The organism is Pseudogulbenkiania sp. AW2-16 (genome assembly GCF_056824575.1).
In genome coordinates, this window is record NZ_CP157668.1 from 503,627 (window position 1) to 527,513 (window position 23,887).

The 23,887-nt window shown below is 61.5% G+C and carries 24 protein-coding genes, 1 tRNA gene and 1 pseudogene; 8 read left to right on the forward strand and 18 right to left on the reverse strand.

Annotation, left to right across the window (positions count from 1 at the left end; genetic code table 11):
• Positions 1–6 precede the first annotated feature (6 nt).
• Positions 7–894, forward strand: a complete 888-nt coding sequence (locus tag ABKF58_RS02430; RefSeq protein WP_008953436.1) for a lysophospholipid acyltransferase family protein — start codon at positions 7–9, stop codon at positions 892–894.
• A 9-nt stretch (positions 895–903) separates the two neighbouring features.
• Positions 904–1,770, forward strand: coding sequence for a lipid A biosynthesis lauroyl acyltransferase (locus ABKF58_RS02435; RefSeq protein ID WP_014085970.1), 867 nt, complete (start codon positions 904–906; stop codon positions 1,768–1,770).
• A 377-nt stretch (positions 1,771–2,147) separates the two neighbouring features.
• On the opposite strand, the gene ABKF58_RS02440 is transcribed toward ABKF58_RS02435, so the two are convergent.
• From ABKF58_RS02440 to tpiA, 18 genes and pseudogenes are all read right to left on the reverse strand, one after another.
• Positions 2,148–2,444: a DUF2818 family protein gene (locus tag ABKF58_RS02440; protein WP_294864407.1), complete on the reverse strand. Its 297-nt coding sequence runs from the start codon at positions 2,442–2,444 to the stop codon at positions 2,148–2,150.
• A 9-nt stretch (positions 2,445–2,453) separates the two neighbouring features.
• Entirely contained in the window at positions 2,454–3,908 is a 1,455-nt protein-coding gene (gene nuoN / locus ABKF58_RS02445; RefSeq protein WP_008953439.1) for an NADH-quinone oxidoreductase subunit NuoN, read from the reverse strand.
• A gap of 18 nt (positions 3,909–3,926) precedes the next feature.
• Positions 3,927–5,420, reverse strand: a complete 1,494-nt coding sequence (locus tag ABKF58_RS02450) for an NADH-quinone oxidoreductase subunit M (protein WP_014085967.1) — start codon at positions 5,418–5,420, stop codon at positions 3,927–3,929.
• A gap of 42 nt (positions 5,421–5,462) precedes the next feature.
• The gene (nuoL, locus tag ABKF58_RS02455; protein WP_014085966.1) at positions 5,463–7,514 is read right to left on the reverse strand and encodes an NADH-quinone oxidoreductase subunit L; all 2,052 of its coding nucleotides are present in this window, start codon (positions 7,512–7,514) and stop codon (positions 5,463–5,465) included.
• Between the two features lie 34 nt (positions 7,515–7,548).
• A complete protein-coding gene (gene nuoK, locus ABKF58_RS02460; protein ID WP_008953442.1) occupies positions 7,549–7,854 on the reverse strand; it encodes an NADH-quinone oxidoreductase subunit NuoK in 306 nt (101 codons plus the stop codon).
• A 26-nt stretch (positions 7,855–7,880) separates the two neighbouring features.
• Positions 7,881–8,525: an NADH-quinone oxidoreductase subunit J gene (locus tag ABKF58_RS02465; RefSeq protein WP_008953443.1), complete on the reverse strand. Its 645-nt coding sequence runs from the start codon at positions 8,523–8,525 to the stop codon at positions 7,881–7,883.
• Between the two features lie 9 nt (positions 8,526–8,534).
• Positions 8,535–9,014, reverse strand: a complete 480-nt coding sequence (nuoI, locus tag ABKF58_RS02470) for an NADH-quinone oxidoreductase subunit NuoI (protein WP_198019650.1) — start codon at positions 9,012–9,014, stop codon at positions 8,535–8,537.
• Positions 9,015–9,042: 28 nt separating this feature from the next.
• A complete protein-coding gene (nuoH, locus tag ABKF58_RS02475; RefSeq protein ID WP_482583270.1) occupies positions 9,043–10,092 on the reverse strand; it encodes an NADH-quinone oxidoreductase subunit NuoH in 1,050 nt (349 codons plus the stop codon).
• Positions 10,093–12,449: pseudogene (nuoG, locus tag ABKF58_RS02480) on the reverse strand (NADH-quinone oxidoreductase subunit NuoG).
• A 3-nt stretch (positions 12,450–12,452) separates the two neighbouring features.
• Complete coding sequence (gene nuoF, locus ABKF58_RS02485; RefSeq protein ID WP_014085964.1) at positions 12,453–13,748, reverse strand: NADH-quinone oxidoreductase subunit NuoF; 1,296 nt, start codon at positions 13,746–13,748, stop codon at positions 12,453–12,455.
• Positions 13,748–14,248 carry an NADH-quinone oxidoreductase subunit NuoE gene (gene nuoE, locus ABKF58_RS02490; protein WP_482583271.1) on the reverse strand — a complete coding sequence of 167 codons (501 nt, stop codon included), beginning with the start codon at positions 14,246–14,248 and terminating at the stop codon, positions 13,748–13,750. Before nuoE ends, nuoF begins: the two co-directional genes overlap by 1 nt.
• A complete protein-coding gene (locus ABKF58_RS02495) occupies positions 14,248–15,501 on the reverse strand; it encodes an NADH-quinone oxidoreductase subunit D (RefSeq protein WP_008953449.1) in 1,254 nt (417 codons plus the stop codon). Before ABKF58_RS02495 ends, nuoE begins: the two co-directional genes overlap by 1 nt.
• Positions 15,494–16,087 carry an NADH-quinone oxidoreductase subunit C gene (locus tag ABKF58_RS02500; RefSeq protein WP_008953450.1) on the reverse strand — a complete coding sequence of 198 codons (594 nt, stop codon included), beginning with the start codon at positions 16,085–16,087 and terminating at the stop codon, positions 15,494–15,496. The genes ABKF58_RS02495 and ABKF58_RS02500 overlap by 8 nt, the downstream gene beginning before the upstream one ends.
• Positions 16,088–16,098: 11 nt before the next feature.
• On the reverse strand, positions 16,099–16,575 hold the full coding sequence (locus tag ABKF58_RS02505; protein WP_008953451.1) for a NuoB/complex I 20 kDa subunit family protein: 477 nt from the start codon (positions 16,573–16,575) through the stop codon (positions 16,099–16,101).
• Complete coding sequence (locus ABKF58_RS02510; RefSeq protein ID WP_008953452.1) at positions 16,566–16,922, reverse strand: NADH-quinone oxidoreductase subunit A; 357 nt, start codon at positions 16,920–16,922, stop codon at positions 16,566–16,568. Before ABKF58_RS02510 ends, ABKF58_RS02505 begins: the two co-directional genes overlap by 10 nt.
• Positions 16,923–17,012: 90 nt before the next feature.
• Positions 17,013–17,097 (reverse strand) — tRNA-Leu (locus ABKF58_RS02515).
• Positions 17,098–17,111: 14 nt separating this feature from the next.
• Positions 17,112–17,456 carry a preprotein translocase subunit SecG gene (gene secG / locus ABKF58_RS02520; protein ID WP_081455941.1) on the reverse strand — a complete coding sequence of 115 codons (345 nt, stop codon included), beginning with the start codon at positions 17,454–17,456 and terminating at the stop codon, positions 17,112–17,114.
• Position 17,457: 1 nt separating this feature from the next.
• Complete coding sequence (tpiA, locus tag ABKF58_RS02525; RefSeq protein WP_482584321.1) at positions 17,458–18,171, reverse strand: triose-phosphate isomerase; 714 nt, start codon at positions 18,169–18,171, stop codon at positions 17,458–17,460.
• A 189-nt stretch (positions 18,172–18,360) separates the two neighbouring features.
• Here tpiA and ABKF58_RS02530 point away from each other — a divergent pair, with 189 nt between their 5' ends.
• The 6 genes from ABKF58_RS02530 (at position 18,361) to ABKF58_RS02555 (ending at position 23,865) form a co-directional block, all read left to right on the forward strand.
• The gene (locus ABKF58_RS02530; RefSeq protein WP_482583272.1) at positions 18,361–18,735 is read left to right on the forward strand and encodes a substrate-binding domain-containing protein; all 375 of its coding nucleotides are present in this window, start codon (positions 18,361–18,363) and stop codon (positions 18,733–18,735) included.
• A gap of 7 nt (positions 18,736–18,742) precedes the next feature.
• Positions 18,743–19,402: a phosphate ABC transporter substrate-binding protein PstS gene (gene pstS / locus ABKF58_RS02535; protein WP_482583273.1), complete on the forward strand. Its 660-nt coding sequence runs from the start codon at positions 18,743–18,745 to the stop codon at positions 19,400–19,402.
• Between the two features lie 120 nt (positions 19,403–19,522).
• On the forward strand, positions 19,523–20,485 hold the full coding sequence (gene pstC, locus ABKF58_RS02540; protein WP_008953455.1) for a phosphate ABC transporter permease subunit PstC: 963 nt from the start codon (positions 19,523–19,525) through the stop codon (positions 20,483–20,485).
• A gap of 77 nt (positions 20,486–20,562) precedes the next feature.
• A complete protein-coding gene (pstA, locus tag ABKF58_RS02545; RefSeq protein ID WP_050773221.1) occupies positions 20,563–21,411 on the forward strand; it encodes a phosphate ABC transporter permease PstA in 849 nt (282 codons plus the stop codon).
• 12 nt (positions 21,412–21,423) lie between these two features.
• Positions 21,424–22,188 carry a phosphate ABC transporter ATP-binding protein PstB gene (gene pstB, locus ABKF58_RS02550; protein ID WP_008953457.1) on the forward strand — a complete coding sequence of 255 codons (765 nt, stop codon included), beginning with the start codon at positions 21,424–21,426 and terminating at the stop codon, positions 22,186–22,188.
• Positions 22,189–22,404: 216 nt separating this feature from the next.
• Entirely contained in the window at positions 22,405–23,865 is a 1,461-nt protein-coding gene (locus ABKF58_RS02555; RefSeq protein ID WP_482583274.1) for an inorganic phosphate transporter, read from the forward strand.
• The last annotated feature ends 22 nt before the right edge of the window (positions 23,866–23,887 follow it).

Below are 23,887 nucleotides of genomic sequence, written 5' to 3' on the forward strand. Positions count from 1 at the left end.
CCCGTCATGGCAACGTTGGTCCATTTTCTGCTATCCCTCCTCGCGCGGCTGCCACTGTCGTGGCTGCAAGGGCTGGGGGCCTGCCTGGGACGGCTTACCTATCATCTGTCCCCCCGCTTCGCGGCGAGACTGGAGGAAAATCTTAGGTCAAGTCAAATCGGCAAAAGTTATCAGGTTTTCCAAGACTTAGTCAAACAATCCGCAGCCGAAACCGGCAAGGGCACGCTGGAACTGGCCATCGCCTGGTGCCGCGAGCCCGATGACATCGCCGCCATGGTACGCCACTGCAACGGTTGGGAACACGTCGAGGCCGCGCTTGCCGCCGGCCACGGGATTGTGTTCGTCACTCCGCACCTGGGCAGCTACGACATCGCCGGGCGCTACATCAGCTCGCGCCTGCCGTTCCCGCTCACCGCCATGTACCGCCCGCCCAAGCTCGCCTGGCTGGAGCCGGTGATGCAGGCCGGGCGCTCGCGCGGCAAGGGCAAGACGGCACCCGCCACCGGTGCCGGCGTGCGCGTGCTGATGAAGGCACTGAAAGCCGGTGAAGCCACCATCATCCTGCCCGACCAGGTGCCGGGCAACGGTGAGGGAGTCTGGGCGCCGTTCTTCGGCCAACCTGCCTACACCATGACGCTGGTGCCGCGCCTGGCGCAGGTCTCCGGCGTCGAAGTGCTGCTGTTCACCGGCGAGCGCCTGCCCAAGGGAGCCGGTTTCGCGGTGCACATCGAGCCGCTGCCGGAAGCCTTCAGCGGCGACAAGGAGCAGGATGCCGCCACGCTCAACCGCGCCGTCGAAAACCTGATCCGCCGCTACCCCGCCCAGTACCTGTGGAGTTACAACCGTTACAAATGCCCCGCCGGCGTCACCCCGCCCGCCCCGCAACAAGGATAACAAGCAACAATGAAGATCGTTTTTGCCCTGCTGTGGCTGCTCCGTCTGCTGCCGATGTGGCTCATCGGCGCGCTCGCCTGGCTGCTCGGCAGTCTCGCCTACGCCTTGGCGCGCGAACGGCGCCGCGTCGGCCTGATCAACCTGCGCCTGTGCTTTCCCGACATGTCGCTGGCCGAGCGCAAGCGCCTGATCCGCCGCAACTTCCAGCACATGATTCGGCTGGCACTGGAGTACGGCGTGTGCTGGTGGAGTTCGGCCGAACGCATCCGCAAGCTGGTCACCGTGAAGAACCTGCACTACGTCACCGACCTGCGCGCCAAAGGCGAGGACGTCATCCTGTTCTACCCGCACTTCGTCGCCTTCGAGATGGGTGCCTACCGCATGAACCAGGACATCCCGCTGGTCAGCGTCTACTCGCACCAGAAAAACCGCGAACTCGACGCCCAGATCTACAAGGGCCGCCAGCGCTACGACAACTGCTACATCGTGTCGCGCCAGGAAAGCCTGCGTTCGATCATCAAGGCGATGCGCCAGGACCACGCGCCCTTCCTCTACCTGCCCGACCAGGATTTCGGCCCGCGCGACTCGCTCTTTGTGAAATTCTTCGACACCGACGCCGCCACCATCCCCGGCCTGTCGCGCATCGCCAAGCTCGCCAAGGCACACGTGGTCCCGGTCATCGCGCGCCGCGTCGGCAACCGCTTCGAGCTCGAATACTACCCGCCGTGGGAAAACTACCCGACCGACGACGTCGAAGCCGACACCCGGCGCATGAACGCCTTCCTCGAGGAACGCATTCGCGAAACACCCGACCAGTATTTCTGGCTGCACAAGCGCTTCAAGACCCGCCCGGCCGGGCAGTCACGCTTCTATTGAGCCGCGCGTCCGTCACGCACCAGGCCGACCCAATGGGTCGGCTTTTTACGTCCCCGTCGCTCCGACGCACGCGATGGTGCCCGAGCGACATTCCATCCCGACCGCGACGGCCGATTGCCGGTCCATGGCCACGCTGATTGCCACCGCCCCCGGCGAACCCGCCTAGACCGCGCGCCGCAGTCACCCCGGCCCCGCATGACACCCCCAACGCCGAAACAGCCGTTGCTCCATCGCCACCCGGCCCTTCCTGCCCGACAGGACGGTCAGCCGAGAGGTGGCCAGAGAGCAGCAGCCAATCGCCCCCCTCGCCCCAGTTGGGCCCGGAAAAGAAAAAACCCGACTGCGTACAGTCGGGTTTTTCTCGGAGGCGGAACGGCTCAGCTGCGGCGCTTCTTCCAGAAGTAACGGTAGACAAAGCCCGGGAAGGCAAACACCAGGAACAAGGCCGCCGTGGTGGCGTAGAACTGCCAGTTCTGGCTGTGCACCGGCATCTGGCGGCCTTCCAGGAAACGGGCCAGCAGGCCGACCAGGAAGAACAGCACCACCAGCTCAAGTAGCCGCCAGCCGGCATGCTTGGACTCGACCTTGATCACGCCGGCAATGCGCGGCATGAAAAAGGGCAGATTGGCTGCCAGCACGGCAACCAGCAATACGGTGGCGACGCTGCTCTCCACGATGACTCCTTACAGGACGGTCAGCGACTGCTTCATCGCCTCGACGCAGATTTCGATCAAGCGCTCCGGGAGCACGCCCAGCACCAGCAGGGCCAGGGCGTTGAGCGACAGCACCAGCTGCATGTCGCCACGCACCACGATCGGGCTCGTGTCCTGTACCTCGTCGAAGTACATGTGCTTGACCACGCGCAGGTAATAGAAGGCGCCGATCAGCGACATCGCCACGGCGAACACCGCGAGCTTGACCAGACCGATATCGACGATGGCCTTGATCACCGCGAACTTGGCGTAGAAGCCCACCAGCGGCGGAATACCGGCCAGCGAGAACATCGTCAGCAGCATCAGGGCGGCGTACCAGCTGTTGCGGCTGTTCAGCCCCTTCAGGTCTTCCAGCTTGTCGCACTCGAAGCCGGCGCGCGACAGCGCCATGATGACGCCGAAGGAAGCCAGCGTGGTCAGCACGTAGGTGACAGCGTAGAACAGCGCCGAAGAATAGCCCTGTTCGTTGCCGGCCAGGAGACCCAGCAGCAGGAAACCCATGTGCGAGATGGTCGAATAGGCCAGCATGCGCTTGAGGTTGGTCTGCGCGATGGCGGTGATGTTGCCGATCGCCATCGACAGCACGGCCATGATCGCCAGCATGCTCTGCCAGTCACCGGTCAACCCATCCAGACCCTGCACCAGGATGCGGAAGATGAACACGAAGGCCGCCAGCTTCGGCGCCGCGCCGATCATCAGCGTGATCGCGGTCGGCGAGCCCTGATAGACGTCCGGAATCCACATATGGAACGGTACCGCACCCAGCTTGAACGCCAGACCAGCCACCAGGAACACCAGGCCGAACACCAGCAGCAGCTGGTTGGCCGAACCGCCGTGGATGGACTTGGCGATGGCGGCGATTTCCAGCGTGCCGGTCGCGCCGTACACCATCGACATGCCATACAGCAGCAGACCGGAAGCCAGCGCGCCCAGCACGAAGTACTTCATGGCCGCTTCGGTCGCCGGCACCGAGTCACGCTGCAGCGCGATCAGCGCGTACAGCGACAGCGACAGCAGTTCCAAGCCCATGTACAGCGACAGGAAGTGGCTGGCGGACACCATCACGTTCATGCCGAACAGCGCGAACAGCGCCAGGGTGAAGAACTCACCCTTGAACATGTCGCGGTCGGCGGCGTACTGGCGCGAATACACCAGGATCATCGCGGTCGCGCCGTACATTGCCAGTTTCACCAGCGAGGCCAGCGGATCGGCCACGAACATGTTGGACAAGGTGTACTGCGCGTACGGCTCGAACGTATACACCTGCAGCGCGGCCGTACCGGCCAGGGTCAGCAGACTGAGGCCGTAGGTAATGCCGCGCTTGGCATCCGAAATAAACAGATCGAGCAACAGGATGACCGACAGTGCCGAGATCAGGAAGATCTCGGGCATCACCGGTACCAGATTCAAATCAGCCCAATTCATTGTGGTTTCCTTGTGGCCTTACAGCTTGCTTTGCGCTACATGCGCGATCAGGTCATTCACCGACAGGTGCATCTTGGAGACGAAAGCCTGCGGGTAGAGACCCATGCCCAGTACCGTGATAGCCAGGATGGCCAGCACCAGGAACTCGCGCTTGTTCACATCCTTCATCTCAGCGACGTGGCTGTTGCCGATGTCACCGAAGATCACCCGCTTGTACATCCACAGCGTGTAGGCCGCGCCGAAGATCAGAGTGGTGGCGGCCAGCGCCGCGTACCAGAAGTTCACCTGCACCGCACCCAGGATCACCATGAACTCGCCGACGAAGCCGGAGGTGGCCGGCAGACCGGAGTTGGCCATGCCGAACAGCATCATGAAGGCAGCGAAGATCGGCATCTTGTTGGCCACGCCGCCGTAGTCGGCGATGTTGCGGCTGTGCAGACGGTCGTACATCACGCCGATGCAGAAGAACATCGCGGCCGACACGAAGCCGTGCGACACCATCTGCACCAGTGCGCCTTCGACGGCCCACTGGTTCATGTTGGTGCCGAGGAACATGAACATGCCCAGGGTCACGAAGCCCATGTGCGAAATCGACGAGTACGCCACCAGCTTCTTCATGTCGGACTGCACCAGCGCCACCAGGCCGATGTACACCACCGCCACCAGCGACAGCGCCACCATCACCCAGGCCAGTTCGCGCGAAGCGTCCGGCAAGATCGGCAGGGCAAACCGCAGGAAGCCGTAGGCACCGAGCTTCAGCGTGATCGCCGCCAGCACCATCGAACCGCCGGTCGGCGCTTCAACGTGGGCGTCCGGCAACCAGGTGTGCACCGGCCACATCGGCACCTTCACCGCGAACGACAGGAAGAAGGCGACGAACAGCAGCATCTGCACGCTCAGGGCGATCTTCATGTCGTGGAAGGCCAGGATCTCGAAGGTCTTGCCGGCGTGAAAGTACATGTAGATGAACGCTACCAGCATCAGTAGCGAACCCAACAGGGTGTACAGGAAGAACTTCACCGACGCGTACACACGGCGCGGACCACCCCAGACACCGATGATCAGGTACATCGGGATCAGCATCGCCTCGAAGAACACATAGAACAGCATCGCATCGAGGGAGGCGAACGAGCCGTTGATCAGACCGGACATGATCAGGAACGCGGCCATGTACTGCGCCACGCGCTTCTCGATCACTTCCCAGCCCGCCAGCACCACCATCAGCGTGGTGAAGCTGTTGAGCACGATGAACAGCATCGAGATGCCATCCACGCCCAGGTGGTAGTTGATGTTGAGCGCCTGGATCCACGGCCGCATTTCTTCAAACTGCATGCCGCCGTTGAGGTCGTTGAAGCCGGTATACAGCGGCAGCGACACCAGGAAGCCGGCCAGCGACCCGGCCAGGGCCAGCCAACGGGCCAGCGGTGCACGCTGGTCCCCTCCCGTTGCCAGCACCAGCAACCCGGCCACGATCGGTGTCCAGATCACCAGACTTAACAGATTAGTGAACATAGTCAAAACCTAAGTTGTTATTCAATTCCAGTGTATCGACCATCAGCGCAGGATGATCCCGGCGAACCACAGGGTCATCAGCCCCAGCACGCCGATGATCATCGTGGTGGCGTAGCTGTAGATGAAGCCGGTCTGCAGCTTGCGGGTCAGGCGGGAGAAGACGCCGACCAGCTTGGCCGTCCCGTTCACCATCAGGCCGTCGATCAGCAGCATGTCACCCACTTTCCAGAACAGGGTGCCCAGCGCGCGCGAACCTTTGGCAAACAGGTTGAAGTACAGATCGTCCAGGTAGTATTTGTTTTCCAGCACCTTGTGCACGGCGCTGAACTGCTGCTTGATGGCCGCCGGAATCTGCGGCGCCTTCAGGTAGAAGAACCAGGCCACCACCACGCCGGACAGCGCCAGCCAGAACGGCAGCGTGCTCAGCGCGTGGACCGCCATCGCCACCGGACCGTGGAATTCTTCGGCCAACTCGTGCATGCCCGGGTGCTTCAGCGCATCGATGGTGATCGCGCCCTTGAAGAAGTCGCCGAACAGCAGTGGTTCGATGGCGAAGAAGCCGATCAGCACCGACGGGATCGCCAGCGCCAGCAGCGGCAGCGTCACCACCCACGGGCTCTCGTGCGGCTTGTCGTTCGGGCCCAGGCCGTGGTGGTGATCGGTCGACGGCTCCTCGTCGTCATGATCGTCGTCGTGGCCGTGGTGCGCGCCGTGGTTCTCCATCCAGCGCTCCTTGCCGTGGAACACCAGGAAATACATGCGGAAGGAGTAGAACGCGGTCACGAACACACCGATGATCAGCGCCCAGTAGGCCACGCCGGCGAACGGCAGATGCGAGGCGGCCACGGCTTCGATGATCGAGTCCTTCGAGTAGAAGCCCGAGAAGAACGGCGTGCCGATCAGCGCCAGCGAGCCGATCAGCGAGGTGATCCAGGTGATCGGCATGTACTTGCGCAGGCCGCCCATATTGCGCATGTCCTGGTCATGGTGCATGCCCATGATCACCGAACCGGCGCCGAGGAACAGCAGGGCCTTGAAGAAGGCGTGGGTCATGACGTGGAACATCGCGGCCGAGTAGGCGGAAGCCCCCAGCGCCACGGTCATGTAGCCCAGCTGCGACAGCGTGGAGTACGCCACCACTTTCTTGATGTCGTTCTGCACGATGCCCAGAAAGCCCATGAACAGCGCGGTAATGGTGCCGGAGATCATCACGAAGTTCAGCGCGGTATCCGACATCTCGAACAGCGGGCTCATGCGCGACACCATGAACAGACCAGCGGTCACCATGGTGGCGGCGTGAATCAGCGCCGAGATCGGGGTCGGGCCTTCCATCGAATCGGGCAGCCACACGTGCAGCGGGAACTGGGCCGATTTACCCATCGCGCCGACGAACAGCAGGATGCAGGTCACGGTCATCAGCGACCACTCGACGCCCGGGAAGATCTGGATGGTCTTGTTGGCCAGCGCCGGTGCGGCAGCGAACACATCGCTGTAATTCAGCGAGCCGCCAAAGTGTGCCAGCACCAGGCCGATGCCCAGCAGGAAGCCGAAGTCACCCACGCGGTTGACCAGGAAGGCCTTCAGGTTGGCGAAGGTCGCCGTCGGTCGCTTGAACCAGAAGCCGATCAGCAGGTAGGACACCAGGCCCACCGCTTCCCAGCCGAAGAACAACTGGATGAAGTTGTTGCTCATCACCAGCATCAGCATCGAGAAGGTGAACAGCGAGATATAGCTGAAGAAGCGCTGGTAGCCCGGGTCTTCCTGCATGTAGCCGATGGTGTAGACATGCACCATCAGCGATACACAGCTCACCACCACCATCATCATGGCGGTCAGCTTATCCACCAGGAAACCGACCGCATACTCGTGGCCACCGACGGTCAGCCAGGTGTACACCGAGCCGTTGAAGACTTCCGTCTGACCGGAGATGAAGCCGGACAGCACCTTGAGCGACAGGACCGCCGAAACGGCCACCCCCAGAATGGTCACGACGTGTGAGGCACGACGTCCAATGGCCCATCCAAACAAGCCCGCTATGAGAGACCCGGCCAGCGGCGCGAGTGCAATCAGCAGGTATAAGCTTTTCATATCCATGCTTTGTGCTTTGTAGTTTGGTATCCGGTTTGTCTTAGCCCTTGAGGCTGCCCAAGTCTTCGACGTTGATGGTCTGCAGATTGCGGAACAGCACCACCAGGATCGCCAGACCGATGGCAGACTCAGCGGCCGCCACGGTCAGGATGAAGAAGACGAAAATCTGCCCTGCCGTATCCGACAGGTAATGCGAGAACGCGATGAAGTTGAAGTTCACCGCGAGCAGCATCAGCTCGATAGCCATCAGGAGAACGATCACGTTCTTCCTGTTCAGAAAGATGCCCAGCACACTGATAGCAAACAGGATTGCGGCCAGCACCAGGAAGTGAGTCAGCGTCAGCACGTTTCCTCCCTTATGTTGTTCGGCCGTCAGGCCTGTTGATCAGCGGACTCGGCTTCAGCAACCGGTTCCGAACGTTTTACGGCAGCCATCTTCACCAGGCGCACACGGTCGTCGCGACGAACCACGACTTGATCGCCCGGATTCACGAACTTGGTGTCCTTGCGCTTGCGCATGGTCAGCGCGATCGCAGCCACCATGCCGACCAGCAGCACCACGGCGGCCAGTTCGAACGGCCACAGGTAGGTGGTATAGATCAGGCGGCCCAGTTCGCGGATGTTGCTGGCGTCAGCCGCCAGCGGCGCAGCACCCTTGTAGCTGCCGAGGCTGGCTTCCGGACTCATCAGGATCAGCACCATCTCGCCGACCATGATCAGACCGACCGTGCCGGCCAGAGGCGCATTCTTCCAGAAGCCTTCACGCAGCTTCTCGAAGTTGATGTCGAGCATCATCACCACGAACAGGAACAGCACCATCACCGCGCCGACATAGACCAGCACCAGCGAAATGGCGAGGAACTCCGACTCCAGCAGCAGCCAGTGGCCGGCGCTGGTAAAGAACGCCAGCACCAGATACAGCGCAGCGTGCACCGGGTTCTTGGCCGTAATGACGCGGAGCCCGGCGAAGATCAGGATCGCCGACAGCACATAAAAAACGACGGTAGGAAAACTCATCACACCCCCTTAGCGATACTTGGCATCAGCCGCCTTGCGGGCGGCAATCTCGGACTCGTACTTGTCACCGATGGCCAGCAGCATGGGCTTGGTGTAGTAGAGGTCGCCACGCTTTTCGCCGTGATACTCGAAAATGTGGGTTTCCACGATGGCATCCACCGGACAGGCCTCTTCGCAGAAGCCGCAGAAGATGCACTTGGTCAGATCGATGTCGTAGCGCGAGGTACGGCGGGTGCCGTCGTCACGCTGCTCCGACTCGATGGTGATCGCCATCGCCGGGCAAACCGCCTCGCACAGTTTGCAGGCAATGCAGCGCTCTTCCCCGTTGGCATAGCGGCGCTGGGCGTGCAGACCACGGAAGCGAGGCGACAGCGGCGTCTTCTCTTCCGGGAACTGCACGGTAATCTTGCGTGCGAAGAAGTGACGACCCGTCAACATCAGGCCCTGCACCAACTCCACCAGCAAGAACGTTTTGAAAAAATTGCGAATCGTATCCATGCTCTTCACCTAACCCGTATCAGTTCCAGAGCGTCAACGGGCTCATCATCCACACGCCGACGACAAATACCCAAACCAGCGTGACCGGAATGAACACCTTCCAGCCCAGACGCATGATCTGGTCGTAGCGGTAACGCGGGAAGGTCGCGCGGAACCACAGGAAGCAGAACAGAACCAGCGAGATCTTCAGCGCCATCCAGATGAAGCCGGAGGCACCGAGCACACCCCACGATACCGGGAACGGCGACAGCCAGCCCCCCAGGAACATCAGCGAGGTCATTGCGGCGACCAGAATCATGTTGGCGTATTCGGCGAGGAAGAACACGGCAAAGGCCATACCGGAATATTCCACGTGGAAACCAGCCACAATCTCGGACTCACCCTCGGCCACGTCGAACGGGGCACGGTTGGTCTCGGCGACACCGGAGATCAGGTAGACGATGAACAGTGGGAACAGCGGCAGCCAGTTCCACGACAGCGCCGAGCCACCAGCCACGCCGTGACCCTGCTGGTTGACGATGTCGACCAGGTTCAGGCTGCCGCTCACCATCAGCACGCCCACCAGGGCGAAGCCCATGGCGATTTCGTACGACACGATCTGTGCCGCCGAACGCAGCGCGCCCAGGAACGAATACTTCGAGTTGGCGGCCCAGCCGGCGATGATCACGCCGTACACGCCCATCGAGGTGATGGCCATGATGTACAGCAGCGAGGCGTTGGTATTCGCCAGCACCAGCTTGTCGGTGAACGGCACCACCGCCCAGGCGGCCAGCGCCGGACCGATCGACAGCACCGGCGCCAGCAGGAACAGGCCCTTGCTGGACTGGGTCGGGAGAATGATCTCCTTCAGCAGCAGCTTGATGCCGTCGGCCAGCGGTTGCAGCAGGCCGAAGTAGCCGACCCGGTTCGGGCCGATACGCACCTGCATGTAACCGATCACCTTGCGTTCGGCCAACGTGAGGTAGGCCACCGCACCCATCATCGGCGCCACGATGGCGACGATCTTGAGCAGGGTCCACACGGTGAGCCCCGCCTCATTGCCAAGAATGCCTTGCAAGAACTCCATCATTTACCCCTGCTTGATCTCGATCGGGTCAAACATGCCGCCCAGTGCGATGGTGGTCGGATGCGCGGTGGCCAGGCGTACGACGCCGGCCGGCAGCGTGGCGTCGACTTCAATCGCCACGCGCACCGGCCCTCGCCCTGCTTCAGCACCACGACGGCGCCGGACTGCACGCCGGCGGCGTCCAGCACGCTCTGCGCTGCATGCGCCACCGGCACGGCGGCGGCACGCGTCGCCTGCAGCGACGAGGCGCGGCGGCAGATAGCATCGGCCTGGTACAGCGGCACTTCGCCGACGCGCACCAGCGCGGAGGCGGCGGGCTGCACGTTGGCCGAAACGGAGGCCAGCACATTGTTCAGACTCGGTGCGATCTCGCCCTTGCCCTGCCATTCGGCACGGACTTCTTCGACACTGGTGTACTCGAAGCCGGACAGGCCGAGCATGTTGCCCAGCACGCGCAGCACCTTCCATGCCGGGCGCGCTTCACCCTGCGGGCGCACCACGCCGTTGAAGGTCTGCAGGCGGCCTTCCATGTTGACGAAGGAACCGGCGGTCTCGGAGAACGGCGCGATCGGCAGCAGCACGTCGGCGTAGTCGAGCAGGCCCTCGGCCTTGAACGCGGTCAGCGCGATCACGGTCTCGGCCGACTTCATTGCGGTGACGGCGGCTTGCGGGTTGTAACTGTCGAATTCGACTTCGGTGTTCAGCAGCACGTAGGCCTTGCGCGGCTCGGCGATCATCTGCCCGGCGTTCAGGCCAGCCGATACGGCCGCGCCGAAGACGCCACGGGTCGGCACGGCACCAACCAGTTCGGCGCCAACGCTGTTGGCGGCCTCCGCCGGCACGCCGAAGCGGGCGCCGCTCAGACGGGCGATTTCCTGCGCCAGCGACAACAGTTCGGAGAACGCCGGATGATGTTGAGCCACGTTGCCAAGCACCACCGAAGCGGTCTCGGCGCCACACAGGCTATCGGCGATACGCTGCGCGTCGGCCGACACGGTCACGGCGGCCAGATCGATCGCGCTCTCACCCGACTTGATCGCCACCACGGCTTTCAGCACCTGGGCCAGCGCGTTCACCAGCGCCTGCGGCGACACGATCAGCTTGGCGTTGAGCTTGGTCAGCAGTGCGTCGTCGGCAACGTGGATGACGTTGAGCTCGCTGCCCTTCTTAACCGCCTGACGCAAACGCGAGGCCAGGAGCGGCTGCTCCTGACGCTGGGTACTGCCCACCACCAGCACGGACTTGGCCGAAGCCAGCTGGACGATGCTGGAGCCCAGCCACAGCGCCCCCTGCTGGGCGGCGTCGGCGCGGAAATCGGAGCGGCGCAGACGGTAGTCGACGTTGTTCACGCCGAAGCTGCGCGCCAGTTTTTGCACCATGAACAGTTCTTCGGTGGTGCTGTGCGGGCTGGCCAGCACGCCGATGGCGTCCTTGCCATGATCGCGCGACACGCCGTTCAGACCCTTGACCACGTATTCCAGCGCGGTCTGCCAGTCGGCTTCGTGCCACTTGCCGTCGTGCTTGATCATCGGCTTTTGCAGACGCTCGGCGCTGTTCAGGCCTTCGTAGGAGAAGCGGTCACGGTCGGCGATCCAGCACTCGTTGACGTCTTCGTTCTCGAGCGGCAGCACGCGCATCACCTGGTTGCCCTTGACCTGGACGATCAGGTTGGCGCCGAGGCCATCATGCGGGCTCACCGACTTGCGGCGCGACAGTTCCCAGGCGCGGGTGCTGTAACGGAACGGTTTCGAGGTCAGCGCGCCAACCGGGCACAGGTCGATGACGTTGCCGGAGATTTCCGAATCCACGGTCTTGCCCAGGTACGGCATGATTTCCGAGAACTCGCCACGGTTGGCCATGCCGATTTCCTGGAAGCCGCCGATTTCTTCGGTGAAGCGCACGCAGCGGGTGCAATGGATGCAGCGGCTCATTTCCTCGGCGGAAACCAGCGGCCCCATGTCCTTGCCCACCACCACGCGCTTCTCTTCCTGGTAGCGCGAAGCGGAATTGCCATAGCCCACGGCGAGATCCTGCAGCTGGCATTCGCCGCCCTGGTCGCAGATCGGGCAATCCAGCGGGTGGTTGATCAACAGGAACTCCATCACCCCGGCCTGGGCCTTCTTGGCCATGTCGGAGTGGGTGTGCACCTTCATACCGTCCGTCACCGGGGTGGCACAGGCCGGCAGCGGCTTGGGAGCCTTCTCTACCTCAACCAGGCACATGCGGCAGTTGGCCGCGATGGAGAGTTTCTTGTGGTAACAAAAGTGAGGGATGTACGTGCCCATCGAGTGGGCCGCATCCATGACGGTGCTACCCTGCGGGACCGTCAGTTTCTTACCGTCGATTTCAATTTCTAGCATCGCTCAACACCATTTGTGGTCCACCAAGGTCTTTCCGTGTTCGATCGCGTATTCGAACTCGTGACGGAAATGCTTGGTGAAACTACGAACCGGGAACACCGCGGCATCGGCCAGGGCGCAGATGGTGCGGCCCGCCATGTTGTTGCCAACGGAATCCAGAAGCTCCAGATCGCCCGGACGGCCTTCGCCGTTGGCGATGCGATGGATCACGCGATAGAGCCAGCCAGTGCCTTCACGGCACGGCGTGCACTGACCGCAGGACTCTTCGTGATAGAAGTAGGCCAGACGCTCCAGCGCCTTGATCATGCACACGTCTTCGTTCATCACGATCACGGCACCGGAGCCCAGCATGGAGCCGGCCTTGCTGATGCTGTCGTAATCCATGGTGCAGCTCATCATGATCTCGGCCGGCAGAATCGGCGCGGACGAACCGCCCGGGATCACCGCCTTGAGCTTCTTGCCGTCCCTCATGCCGCCTGCCATTTCCAGCAGCGTCGAGAACGGGGTGCCGAGCGGAATCTCGTAGTTGCCCGGACGATTGACGTGACCGGAGACCGAGAACAGCTTGGTGCCGCCGTTGTTCGGCTTGCCCGCTTCGAGGAACTTCTGCGCGCCGTCGCGGATGATGAACGGCACCGAGGCGAACGACTCGGTGTTGTTGATGGTGGTCGGCTTGCCGTAGAGGCCGAAGCTGGCCGGGAACGGCGGCTTGAAGCGCGGCTGGCCTTTTTTGCCTTCCAGCGACTCCAGCAACGCGGTTTCCTCGCCGCAGATGTAGGCACCGTAGCCGTGGTGGGCGTACAGCTCGAAGCTGAAGTCGGTGCCGAGGATGTTCTGGCCGAGAAAGCCGGCCTTGCGGGCCTCTTCCAGCGCTTCTTCGAAACGCTGGTACTCGGCGAAAACCTCACCGTGGATGTAGTTGTAGCCGGCCTTGGTGCCCATCGCGTAACCGGCGATGATCATGCCTTCGATCAGCGCGTGCGGGTTGAAGCGCAGGATGTCGCGGTCCTTGAAGGTGCCCGGCTCGCCCTCGTCGGTATTGCACACGACGTACTTGTCGCCCGGGAACGAACGCGGCATGAAGCTCCACTTCAGGCCGGTCGGGAAGCCGGCACCGCCACGACCGCGCAGGCCGGAGTTCTTCACCTCGGCAATCACGTCTTCCTGCGGCAGCTTGCTGTCGAGAATCTTGCGCAGCGCCTGGTAGCCGCCACGTGCCACGTAGGCATCGAGGCGCCAGGCATCGGCGGCGGCCGTGTCCACCCCGTCGAAAATCACACCATTGACGAAGACTGCCATTATTTCAACTCCGCCAGTTTTTTATCGATAGCTTCGGGCGTCATGAAGCTGCACATGCTGTGGTTGTTCACCAGCAGCACCGGCGCGTCGCCACAGGCACCCATGCACTCCCCTTCCACCAGGGTGTACATGCCGTCGGTACTGGTTTCGCCGATGGCGATGCCCAGCTTGCCCGAGATGTACTCGGCCGCGTTGACGCCGCCGGACAGGGCACAGGGCAGGTTGGTACAGACGGTGATCTTGTATTTGCCCACCGGCTTCATGTCATACATGTTGTAGAAGGTGGCGACTTCGTAGGCAGCTACCGGGGGAATTTCCAGGTAGTTGGCGACGAACTCGATCACCTCTTGATTCAGGCAGCGGGCTTCCGGGGTTTCACCGGTGGAACGCCGCTCTTCCAGCGCGATGCGCAGAGCGCCCATGACGGCGGAGCGCTTCTGGTCGGCCGGATATTTGGCGACCTCGCGGTCGATCAAGGCAAGCGATTGTGCGGACAGCATCAGCGGTCAATCTCCCCAAACACGATATCCTGTGTACCGATGATCGCCACCACGTCGGCGATCATGTGGCCGCGCGACATTTCGTCCAGGGCCGCCAGATGGGCGTAACCCGGCGCGCGGATTTTGAGACGGTACGGTTTGTTGGCGCCATCCGACACCAGGTAGATGCCGAATTCACCCTTGGGGTGTTCCACCGCGGCGTAGGCTTCGCCTTCCGGCACGTGCATGCCTTCGGTAAACAGCTTGAAGTGGTGGATCAGCTCTTCCATGTTGCTCTTCATGCCTTCGCGCGAAGGCGGAGCAACCTTGAAGTTGTCGGTGATGACCGGCCCCGGATTTTTCTTGAGCCAATCCACGCATTGCTTGACGATGCGGTTGGACTGGCGCATTTCCTCGATGCGCACCAGATAGCGATCGTAGCAGTCGCCATTGACGCCAACCGGGATGTCGAAATCCATGCGGTCGTAGACGTCGTAGGGCTGCTTCTTGCGCAGATCCCACTCGATACCCGAACCGCGCAGCATCGGCCCGGAGAAGCCCAGGTTCCGTGCGCGCTCCGGCGATACGACGCCGATGCCGACGGTACGCTGCTTCCAGATGCGGTTATCGGTCAGCAGGGTCTCGTACTCGTCCACGTAGGTCGGGAAACGCTGGGTGAAGGCGTCGATAAAGTCGAGCATGCTGCCCTGGCGGCCTTCGTTGAGTTTGGCCAGTTCACGCGCGTTCTTGATCTTGGAAACGGTGTACTGCGGCATCGAATCCGGCAGGTCGCGGTAGACGCCACCCGGACGGAAGTACGCCGCGTGCATACGCGCACCGGAAACGGCCTCGTAGCAGTCCATCAGGTCCTCGCGCTCACGGAACGCGTAGAGGAACACGGTCATCGCACCGATGTCGATGGCGTGGGCCCCGATCCACAGCAGGTGGTTCAAGATACGGGTGATCTCGGCGAACATGACGCGGATGTACTGCGCCCGCTCGGGAACTTCTACCCCCAGCAGCTTCTCGATTGCCAGACAGTAGGCATGCTCGTTGCTCATCATGGAGACGTAGTCGAGACGGTCCATGTACGGCAGCGACTGGATGAAGGTCTTGCTTTCGGCCAACTTCTCGGTGCCGCGATGCAGCAGACCGACGTGCGGGTCGGCGCGCTGGATCACTTCACCATCCAGCTCCAGCACCAGGCGCAGTACACCGTGTGCCGCCGGGTGTTGCGGACCGAAGTTGAGCGTGTAGTTGCGAATCTCAGCCACCGTAGGTCTCCTCGCGAATGATGCGCGGGGTGATTTCCCGCGGTTCGATGGTGACCGGCTGGTAGATCACCCGTTGTTGCGTCGGGTCATAGCGCATTTCGACATAGCCGGACAGCGGGAAGTCCTTGCGGAACGGGTGGCCGACAAAGCCGTAGTCGGTCAGCAGGCGGCGCAGGTCCGGATGGCCGTCGAACACGATGCCAAAGAGGTCGAACGCTTCGCGCTCGAACCAGTTGGCGGAATTCCACACGCCGACGACGGAATTCACCACGGGGAAATCGTCTTCCGGTGCGAAAGTCTTAAGGCGGATGCGCCAGTTGTGCTTGAGGGACAGGAGATGAGAAACGACGGCAAAGCGCGGACCATCCCAGGGCTGGTCCTTGTAACTGCTGTAATCAACGCCGCACAGATCGATCAGTTGCTCGAACGACAACTCGGCGTGATCACGCAGCAGGGAGGCTACTTCGACGATGTTTTCTGCCTTGCAGACGATGGTCAGCTCATCGAGCGCCAGCGTGCTCTGGACAAGCCTGTCGCCCAGCACCTGCTCGACAACCGACTTGAGCGCTTCCATTTTGGAGGCCATGGGTTTCTACCTTAGCGGGCAATGGTGTTAGTACGTTTGATCTTGTTCTGCAGCTGGATGATGCCGTACAGCAGCGCTTCGGCAGTCGGCGGACAGCCCGGCACGTAGACATCAACAGGAACGATTCGGTCGCAGCCCCGCACCACGGAGTACGAGTAGTGGTAGTAGCCACCGCCGTTGGCACAGGAGCCCATCGAAATGACCCAGCGCGGCTCGGCCATCTGGTCGTACACCTTGCGCAGGGCGGGGGCCATCTTGTTGCACAGCGTACCGGCCACGATCATCAGGTCAGACTGGCGCGGACTCGGGCGGAACACCACGCCGAAGCGGTCAAGGTCATAACGGGCCGCACCCGCATGCATCATTTCCACCGCACAACAGGCAAGACCAAAGGTCATCGGCCACAGCGAACCGGTACGCGTATAGTTGATGAGCTTATCGGCGGTAGTGGTGATGAAACCTTTTTCGAGAATGCCTTCTACTCCCATTCCAGGGCTCCCTTTTTCCACATGTAGACGAAGCCGAGCGTCAGAACCGCAATGAACTCCACCATGACACCAAAACCGAACGCACCGAGTTCCTTCAGCACGACGGCCCAAGGGAACAGGAAGGTGATTTCGAGATCGAACAAAATGAAGAGGATGGCTACGAGGTAATAACGCACGTCGAACTTCATGCGCGCGTCTTCAAAGGCCTCGAAGCCGCACTCGTAAGGAGAGAGTTTTTCAGGATCAGGACGATTAGGAGCAACCAGCCACCCCAGCAGGATGGGGCCGACACCAACCAAGAGCCCTACTATGACGAACAACAGAATGGGAAAGTAATTTTGCAGCATTTCCCGTATACCCCCAAAAAAAGGAGGTATGACCCTCCTTGGCTCGAAATAAAACAGGCCACCGGAATCCCGGTGGCCTGTTTTTTACGGTGGTGCCGACAGTGAGACTCGAACTCACACAGCTTTCGCCACTACCCCCTCAAGATAGCGTGTCTACCAATTTCACCATGTCGGCACATAACTAAACTTTTATTCCGGTATCTTCGAACCGGCAGGCTTCTGATTCGCGGCACCGCCCGGGAGTTGCGGCACTACTTTTTCAATTTGCCCACCCATCACACCCAGCTCGCTAGAGGGACCAGCAGAGAGCTTAACCAAGGCAAGACAGGTCGAGAAAAACACAATAGCTGCAACAGCAGTGGTGCGACTCAGAAAGTTTGCCGAACCAGAGGCTCCAAACAAACTACCGGACGAACCTGCGCCGAACGCCGCCCCCATATCCGCACCCTTGCCGTGCTGCATCAGGACAAGAACAATAATTGTTACTGCGGATATGATATTAATTACCCAAACGAGCGTTTTTAGAATTTCCATACTATATCAATTTTCTAGCGGTTTGGCAAATCATCGAAAACGACTCTGGAACCAGGGATGCACCCCCTACCAGCGCCCCGTCAACATTATCGAGAGACAGGATTGCCATCGCATTGTCTGCTTTGACGCTGCCGCCGTAGAGGACGCGAATATTAGCAGAGCCCTTGAGCCGACGCAAGCATTCGGCTTTTATTTCACGGTGGATTTCATCGATCTGCTCGAGACTGGCCACCTTGCCCGTACCGATCGCCCATACCGGCTCATAGGCCACCACCACCTGCCCGCCGTCGATGCCGTCGAGCACCGACAACTGCTCGCGGATTACGGCGATATGACGATCCGCTTCGCGCTCAGCCAGGGTCTCGCCAACGCAATATACCGGCGTGAGGCCGGCCGCGATGGCGTTGCGCAACTTCAGACTCAGCGCCTCACTGCCTTCATCAAGATACTGACGGCGCTCGGAATGGCCTACCAGCACGTAGCGGCAGCCAACGTCAGCCAGCATGTTGGCCGAGCTTTCTCCGGTAAAGGCACCGTCTTCGGCGAAGCGACTGACGTCCTGGGCCGCCAGCACCAGGCCCTGCCCGCCGAGCAAGGATCCGACCGACACCAGGTAGGGAGTGGGAACCGCGATGGCGACGCCGGAACGGTTGACCGACTCCGACGCCAACAATTGCGCCACCAATTGCGCGTTGAACGCATGGCGCCCATGCATTTTCCAGTTTCCAATCACCAACTTATCAGCCATAACACCCCCATATTATTTCGACGCGCATTATATCCCCGATCAAAGGAGCGTCAAACCGCCCACTGGCAGCACCCAAAAGACAACTTGTAATATTTCTGCAAAGTACGGGGACTAGGATGCGTCCATCGTCAACTGTGTCGCTCACACGGAGTAAGCATGAAACAGTCCATTCGCCTGGCCGCCTCGTTGGTTCTGACGGGGGCCGTTGTGTCCGGAACGGCTTTCGCCGCAGACATTACCGGTGCCGGCGCTACCTTCCCTTACCCGCTGTATGCAAAATGGGCCGAAGCCTACAAGGCGGCCAGCAACAACAGCATGAACTACCAGTCGATCGGTTCGGGCGGCGGCATCAAGCAGATCCAGTCGAAGACCGTTGATTTCGGTGCTTCCGACATGCCGTTGAAGCCGGAAGAACTGGCCAAGTCGGACCTGACCCAATTCCCGACCGTGATCGGTGGCGTGGTGCCGGTGTACAACCTGCCGGGCGTGGCTGCAGGCCGAGGTCAAGTTCACCGGCGCGCTGCTGGCTGAGATATTCATGGGCAAGGTCAGCAAGTGGAACGACCCGGCCATCGCCAGCCTGAACCCGGGCGTGAAGCTGCCGGATCAGAAGATCACCGTGGTGCGCCGTTCGGACGGCTCCGGCACCACCTTCATCTTCACCAACTACCTGTCCAAGGTGTCCAGCGACTGGGCCGGCAAAGTGGGCTCCAACACCGCCGTGAACTGGCCGACCGGTGTGGGCGGCAAGGGTAACGAGGGCGTGGCCAACTACGTGACCCGCATCAAGGGTGCCATCGGCTACGTCGAGTACGCCTACGCCAAGCAGAACAAGCTGTCCTACGGCCAGCTGCAGAACCAGGCTGGCGCCTATGTTGCCCCGAGCGAGGAGAGCTTCAAGGCCTCTGCCGGCAACGCCGACTGGAAGAACGCCCCGGGCTTCTACCTGATCCTGACCAACCAGCCGGGCAAGACCAGCTGGCCGATCTCCGGTGCCACCTTCATCCTGATGCACAAGAAACAGGACAAGCCGGTACAGGGCAGCGAAGCACTGAAGTTCTTCGACTGGGCGTACAAGAACGGCGATAAGACCGCGCTGGATTTGGATTACATTCCGATGCCGGCCAACGTCAAGGCCACCATCCGCGACAGCTGGAAGCAGATCACCGACAACAGCGGCAAGGCCATCTGGAAGTAAATCGCCATATCAGACGGCGGCTGGCACAATGGGGGTTACGCCCTGCCAACGCCGGGCGATCAGGCCGGGGAGACGACTCTCCCCGGCTTTTTGTCTGGATCGAAATACATAGAGCCATACATGGAAAAGTACAATAACGAGCAGCGGATGAACCGTCAGATGATGCTCGACAAGCTGTTCCGGAACGTCACGCGAATGTTCGCGTTCCTGGTTCTGGCGCTGCTGGTCGGCATCCTGATTTCTCTCGTCATTGGCGCCCTGCCCAGCATCAAGGCCTTCGGCTGGCAGTTCTTCATGACCAGCGACTGGGACCCGGTGTCCCAGAAGTTCGGCGCGCTGGTGCCGATTTACGGCACCCTGGCCACCTCGCTGATCGCCCTGTTGATCGGCGTGCCCGTCAGCTTCGGCATTGCCCTGTTCCTCACCGAACTGTGCCCGACCTGGCTCAAGCGCCCGCTGGGGATCGCCGTGGAGCTGTTGGCAGGCATTCCGTCCATCATCTACGGCATGTGGGGATTGTTCGTGTTCGCCCCGCTGTTCGCCGACCATGTGCAGCCGATGCTGATCGACAACCTGGGCGAGCTGCCGCTGATCGGTTTCCTGTTCCAGGGCGCGCCGATGGGCATCGGCATCTTCACCGCCGGGCTGATCCTGGCGATCATGATCATTCCGTTCATCGCCTCGGTGATGCGCGACGTCTTCGAAGTCGTGCCAACCCTGCTCAAGGAATCGGCATACGGCCTGGGCTCCACCACCTGGGAGGTGGTGCGTTACGTGGTGCTGCCCTACACCAAGACCGGCGTGGTCGGCGGCATCATGCTGGGACTCGGCCGTGCCCTGGGGGAAACCATGGCGGTGACCTTCGTGATCGGCAACTCGTCGAATTTCGCCACCGGTCTGTTCGAGCCGGGCAACTCGATTGCCTCGTCGCTGGCCAACGAATTTGCCGAGGCGAGCGGCGAACTGTACATGTCCTCGCTGATTCAACTCGGCCTGATTCTGTTCTTCATCACCTTCGTCGTGCTGGCCTGCTCCAAGATGCTGTTGCTGCGCCTGAAAAAGCAGGAAGGGAAGGCATCATAATGAATGATCGTACACATATCCCTGCGGCCATCCCGTCCCCCGCGACCGAGAACCCGGGACAGACTGGGCGCTTTGCCATGGATCCATCGATTTACCGCCGCCGCCGCCTCATCAACGCCATCAACATGGGGGCGTCGATGATGGCGATGATGTTTGGCCTGTTCTGGCTGTTCTGGATCCTGTGGACCCTAATCGACCAGGGCCTGGGCGGACTGTCGCTCGACGTGTTCAGCCGTAGCACGCCGCCTCCGGGCAGCGTCGGCGGCCTGGCCAACGCCATCTACGGCAGCCTGCTGATGACGCTGTTCGGCACCCTGATCGGCACCCCGATCGGCATCCTGGCCGGCATCTACCTGGCGGAGTTCGGCCAACGTGGCTGGCTGGCGCCGGCGACCCGTTTCATCAACGACATCCTGCTGTCGGCACCGTCGATCGTGATCGGCCTGTTCATCTACGAGATGTACGTGGTCAGCGTCGGCCATTTCTCCGGCTGGGCCGGGGCGCTGGCCTTGTCGATCCTGGTGATCCCGGTGGTGGTGCGCACCACCGAGAACATGTTGCGGCTGGTGCCGGGCAGCCTGCGCGAAGCCGCGGCGGCCCTGGGGGCACCGCAGTGGAAGGTGACGCTGTACGTGACGCTGCGCTCGGCCAAGGCCGGGGTGCTGACCGGCATCCTGCTGGCGGTGGCGCGCATTTCCGGCGAGACCGCGCCGCTGTTGTTCACCGCGCTGAACAACCAGTTCTGGAACAGCAATATGAACCAGCCGATGGCCAACCTGCCGATCGTGATCTTCCAGTTTGCCATGAGCCCCTACGCAGACTGGCACACCCTGGCCTGGGCCGGGTCGCTGTTGATCACCTTCAGCGTGCTGGCGCTGAACATCGTTGCCCGCTGGATGGGCAGTCAGAAAACCCAATCGCATTAAGGCTTGACGGACATGGCTGAAAACAACATCAAGCTTCAGGTCAAGAATCTGAACTTTTACTACGGCAAGTTTCACGCCCTGAAGGGCATCAACCTCGACATCGCCTCACGCAAGGTGACCGCCTTCATCGGCCCCTCGGGCTGCGGCAAATCGACCCTGCTGCGCACCTTCAACCGCATGTTCCAGCTCTACCCCGGGCTGAACGCGGAAGGCGAGATTCTGCTCGACGGCCACAACATCCTCGGCCGCGACGTCGACATCAACCTGCTGCGCGCCAAGGTCGGCATGGTGTTCCAGAAGCCGACGCCGTTCCCGATGTCGATCTACGACAACATCACCTTCGGCGTGAAGCTGTACGAGAAGCTGTCGAAGGCGGAGATGGACGATCGCGTAGAATGGGCGCTGCGCAAGGCGGCGCTGTGGAACGAGGTGAAGGACAAGCTGAAGCAGTCGGGCAACTCGCTGTCCGGCGGCCAGCAGCAGCGCCTGTGCATCGCCCGTGCCGTGGCTTCGCGTCCGGAAGTGCTGCTGCTCGACGAGCCGACCTCGGCGCTGGACCCGATCTCGACCGCCCACATCGAAGAGCTGATCCACGAGTTGAAAGAGGACTACACCATCGCCATCGTGACCCACAACATGCAGCAGGCGGCACGGGTGTCCGACTACACCGCCTACATGTACCTGGGCGAAATGGTCGAGTTCGGCGATACCGATGCGATCTTCACCACACCGAAGAAGAAGGCGACCGAGGATTACATCACCGGCAAGTTCGGCTGATTGCCGCTACCTCACGCCATTTGCCACGCCCCTGCCTGCAGGGGCGTTTTGCTTTGGGGATGCTCCGTGGCGAGACTATGACAGAATGCTGGATTTGACGCCGTCAAGTTGGCGTGGCGCACCCGGCCTCCATTGCCACACCCGGCGTGAAAAACTTGACGTTCCCACGGCCAAAGCCAACAATTCCGCCCTTCTTTCATCTTATTGAAACTTATCATGCTGGACATCTTTTCAGGGCTGGAAACCCATGTGGCCCTGACCCTGATCCTGTCACTGGGCTTCGTTCTGGCCTTCGAATTCATCAATGGCTTCCATGACACCGCCAACGCCGTGGCGACGGTGATCTATACCCAGTCGATGAAACCGCAGGCGGCAGTCATGCTGTCGGGCATCTTCAACTTCCTCGGGGTGCTGACCGGCGGTCTGGCCGTGGCCTACGCCATCGTCAACCTGTTGCCGGTGGACCTGCTGGTGGCGGTCAACTCGAACCGCGGCATGGTGATGGTGTTCTCGCTGCTGGCCTCGGCCATCATCTGGAACCTCGGCACCTGGTATTTCGGCATCCCCTCCTCCAGTTCGCACACCCTGATCGGCTCGATCCTCGGCATCGGCATCGGCAACTCGCTGATCAACGGCACCGACGTCAGCACCGGCATCAACTGGGGCAAGGCGATCGACGTCGGCATGTCGCTGCTGTTTTCGCCGCTGTTCGGCGCCGGACTGGCCGGCCTGCTGCTCTACCTGCTGATGAACTGGTGGCCGCGCAGCAACATCCACAAGAGCCCGTTCCAGCGCCAGCAGATCGAAGGCCGCAAGCATCCGCCGTTCTGGGCGCGCTTCATGCTGATCGTGTCGTCGATGGGGCTGAGCTTCTCGCACGGCTCGAACGATGGTCAGAAGGGCGTCGGCCTGGTGATGCTGGTGCTGATCGGCATCGTGCCGGCGCAGTTCGTGGTGAACCTGGACAGCGACCCGATCCAGATAGAACACACCAAGATCGCCGCGCTGCAACTCAAGGAGCTGTACCAGCGCAACGAAGCGGCGATCGTGGCGCAGTACCCGGCCTCCGCCAAGCCGACGCAGGCGTTCAGCTGCAGCCCGGCGGCCACGCAACAGTACGCCGGCACGCTGCTGTCGGCGATCGGCGAGGCCCGCAGCTTCCAGCAGTTGCCGGAAAGCCAGCGCTGGACCATCCGTACCCAGCTGATCTGCCCGGCCGACAGCGCCAAGAAGATCGCCAAGATCGCCAGCATCGGCGACGTCGAGAAGAAACAGCTCAAGGGCATCCAGCGCGACCTGACGGTCACCACCGAGTACGCCCCGATGTGGGTGATCGCTGCAGTGGCGCTGGCCATGGGCATCGGTACTATGGTGGGCTGGAAGCGCGTCGCGCTGACCGTGGGCGAGAAGATCGGCAAGAAGGACATGACCTATTCGCAGGGGATGTCGGCGCAGATCGTCACCGGCTTGGCGATCGGCCTGGCCAGCCTGGTGGGGGCCCCGGCCTCGACCACCCACGTGCTGTCGAGCGCGGTGGCGGGCACCATGGTAGTAGGCCGTTCCGGCCTGCAGCTGTCGACGCTGAAAAGCATCCTGATGGCGTGGATTCTGACGCTGCCGGTATGCATCGGGCTGTCGATCGGCTTCTACTACCTGGGCGTGCATCTGTTCGTCTGAGCGTTGCCGCAGGACAAGACCA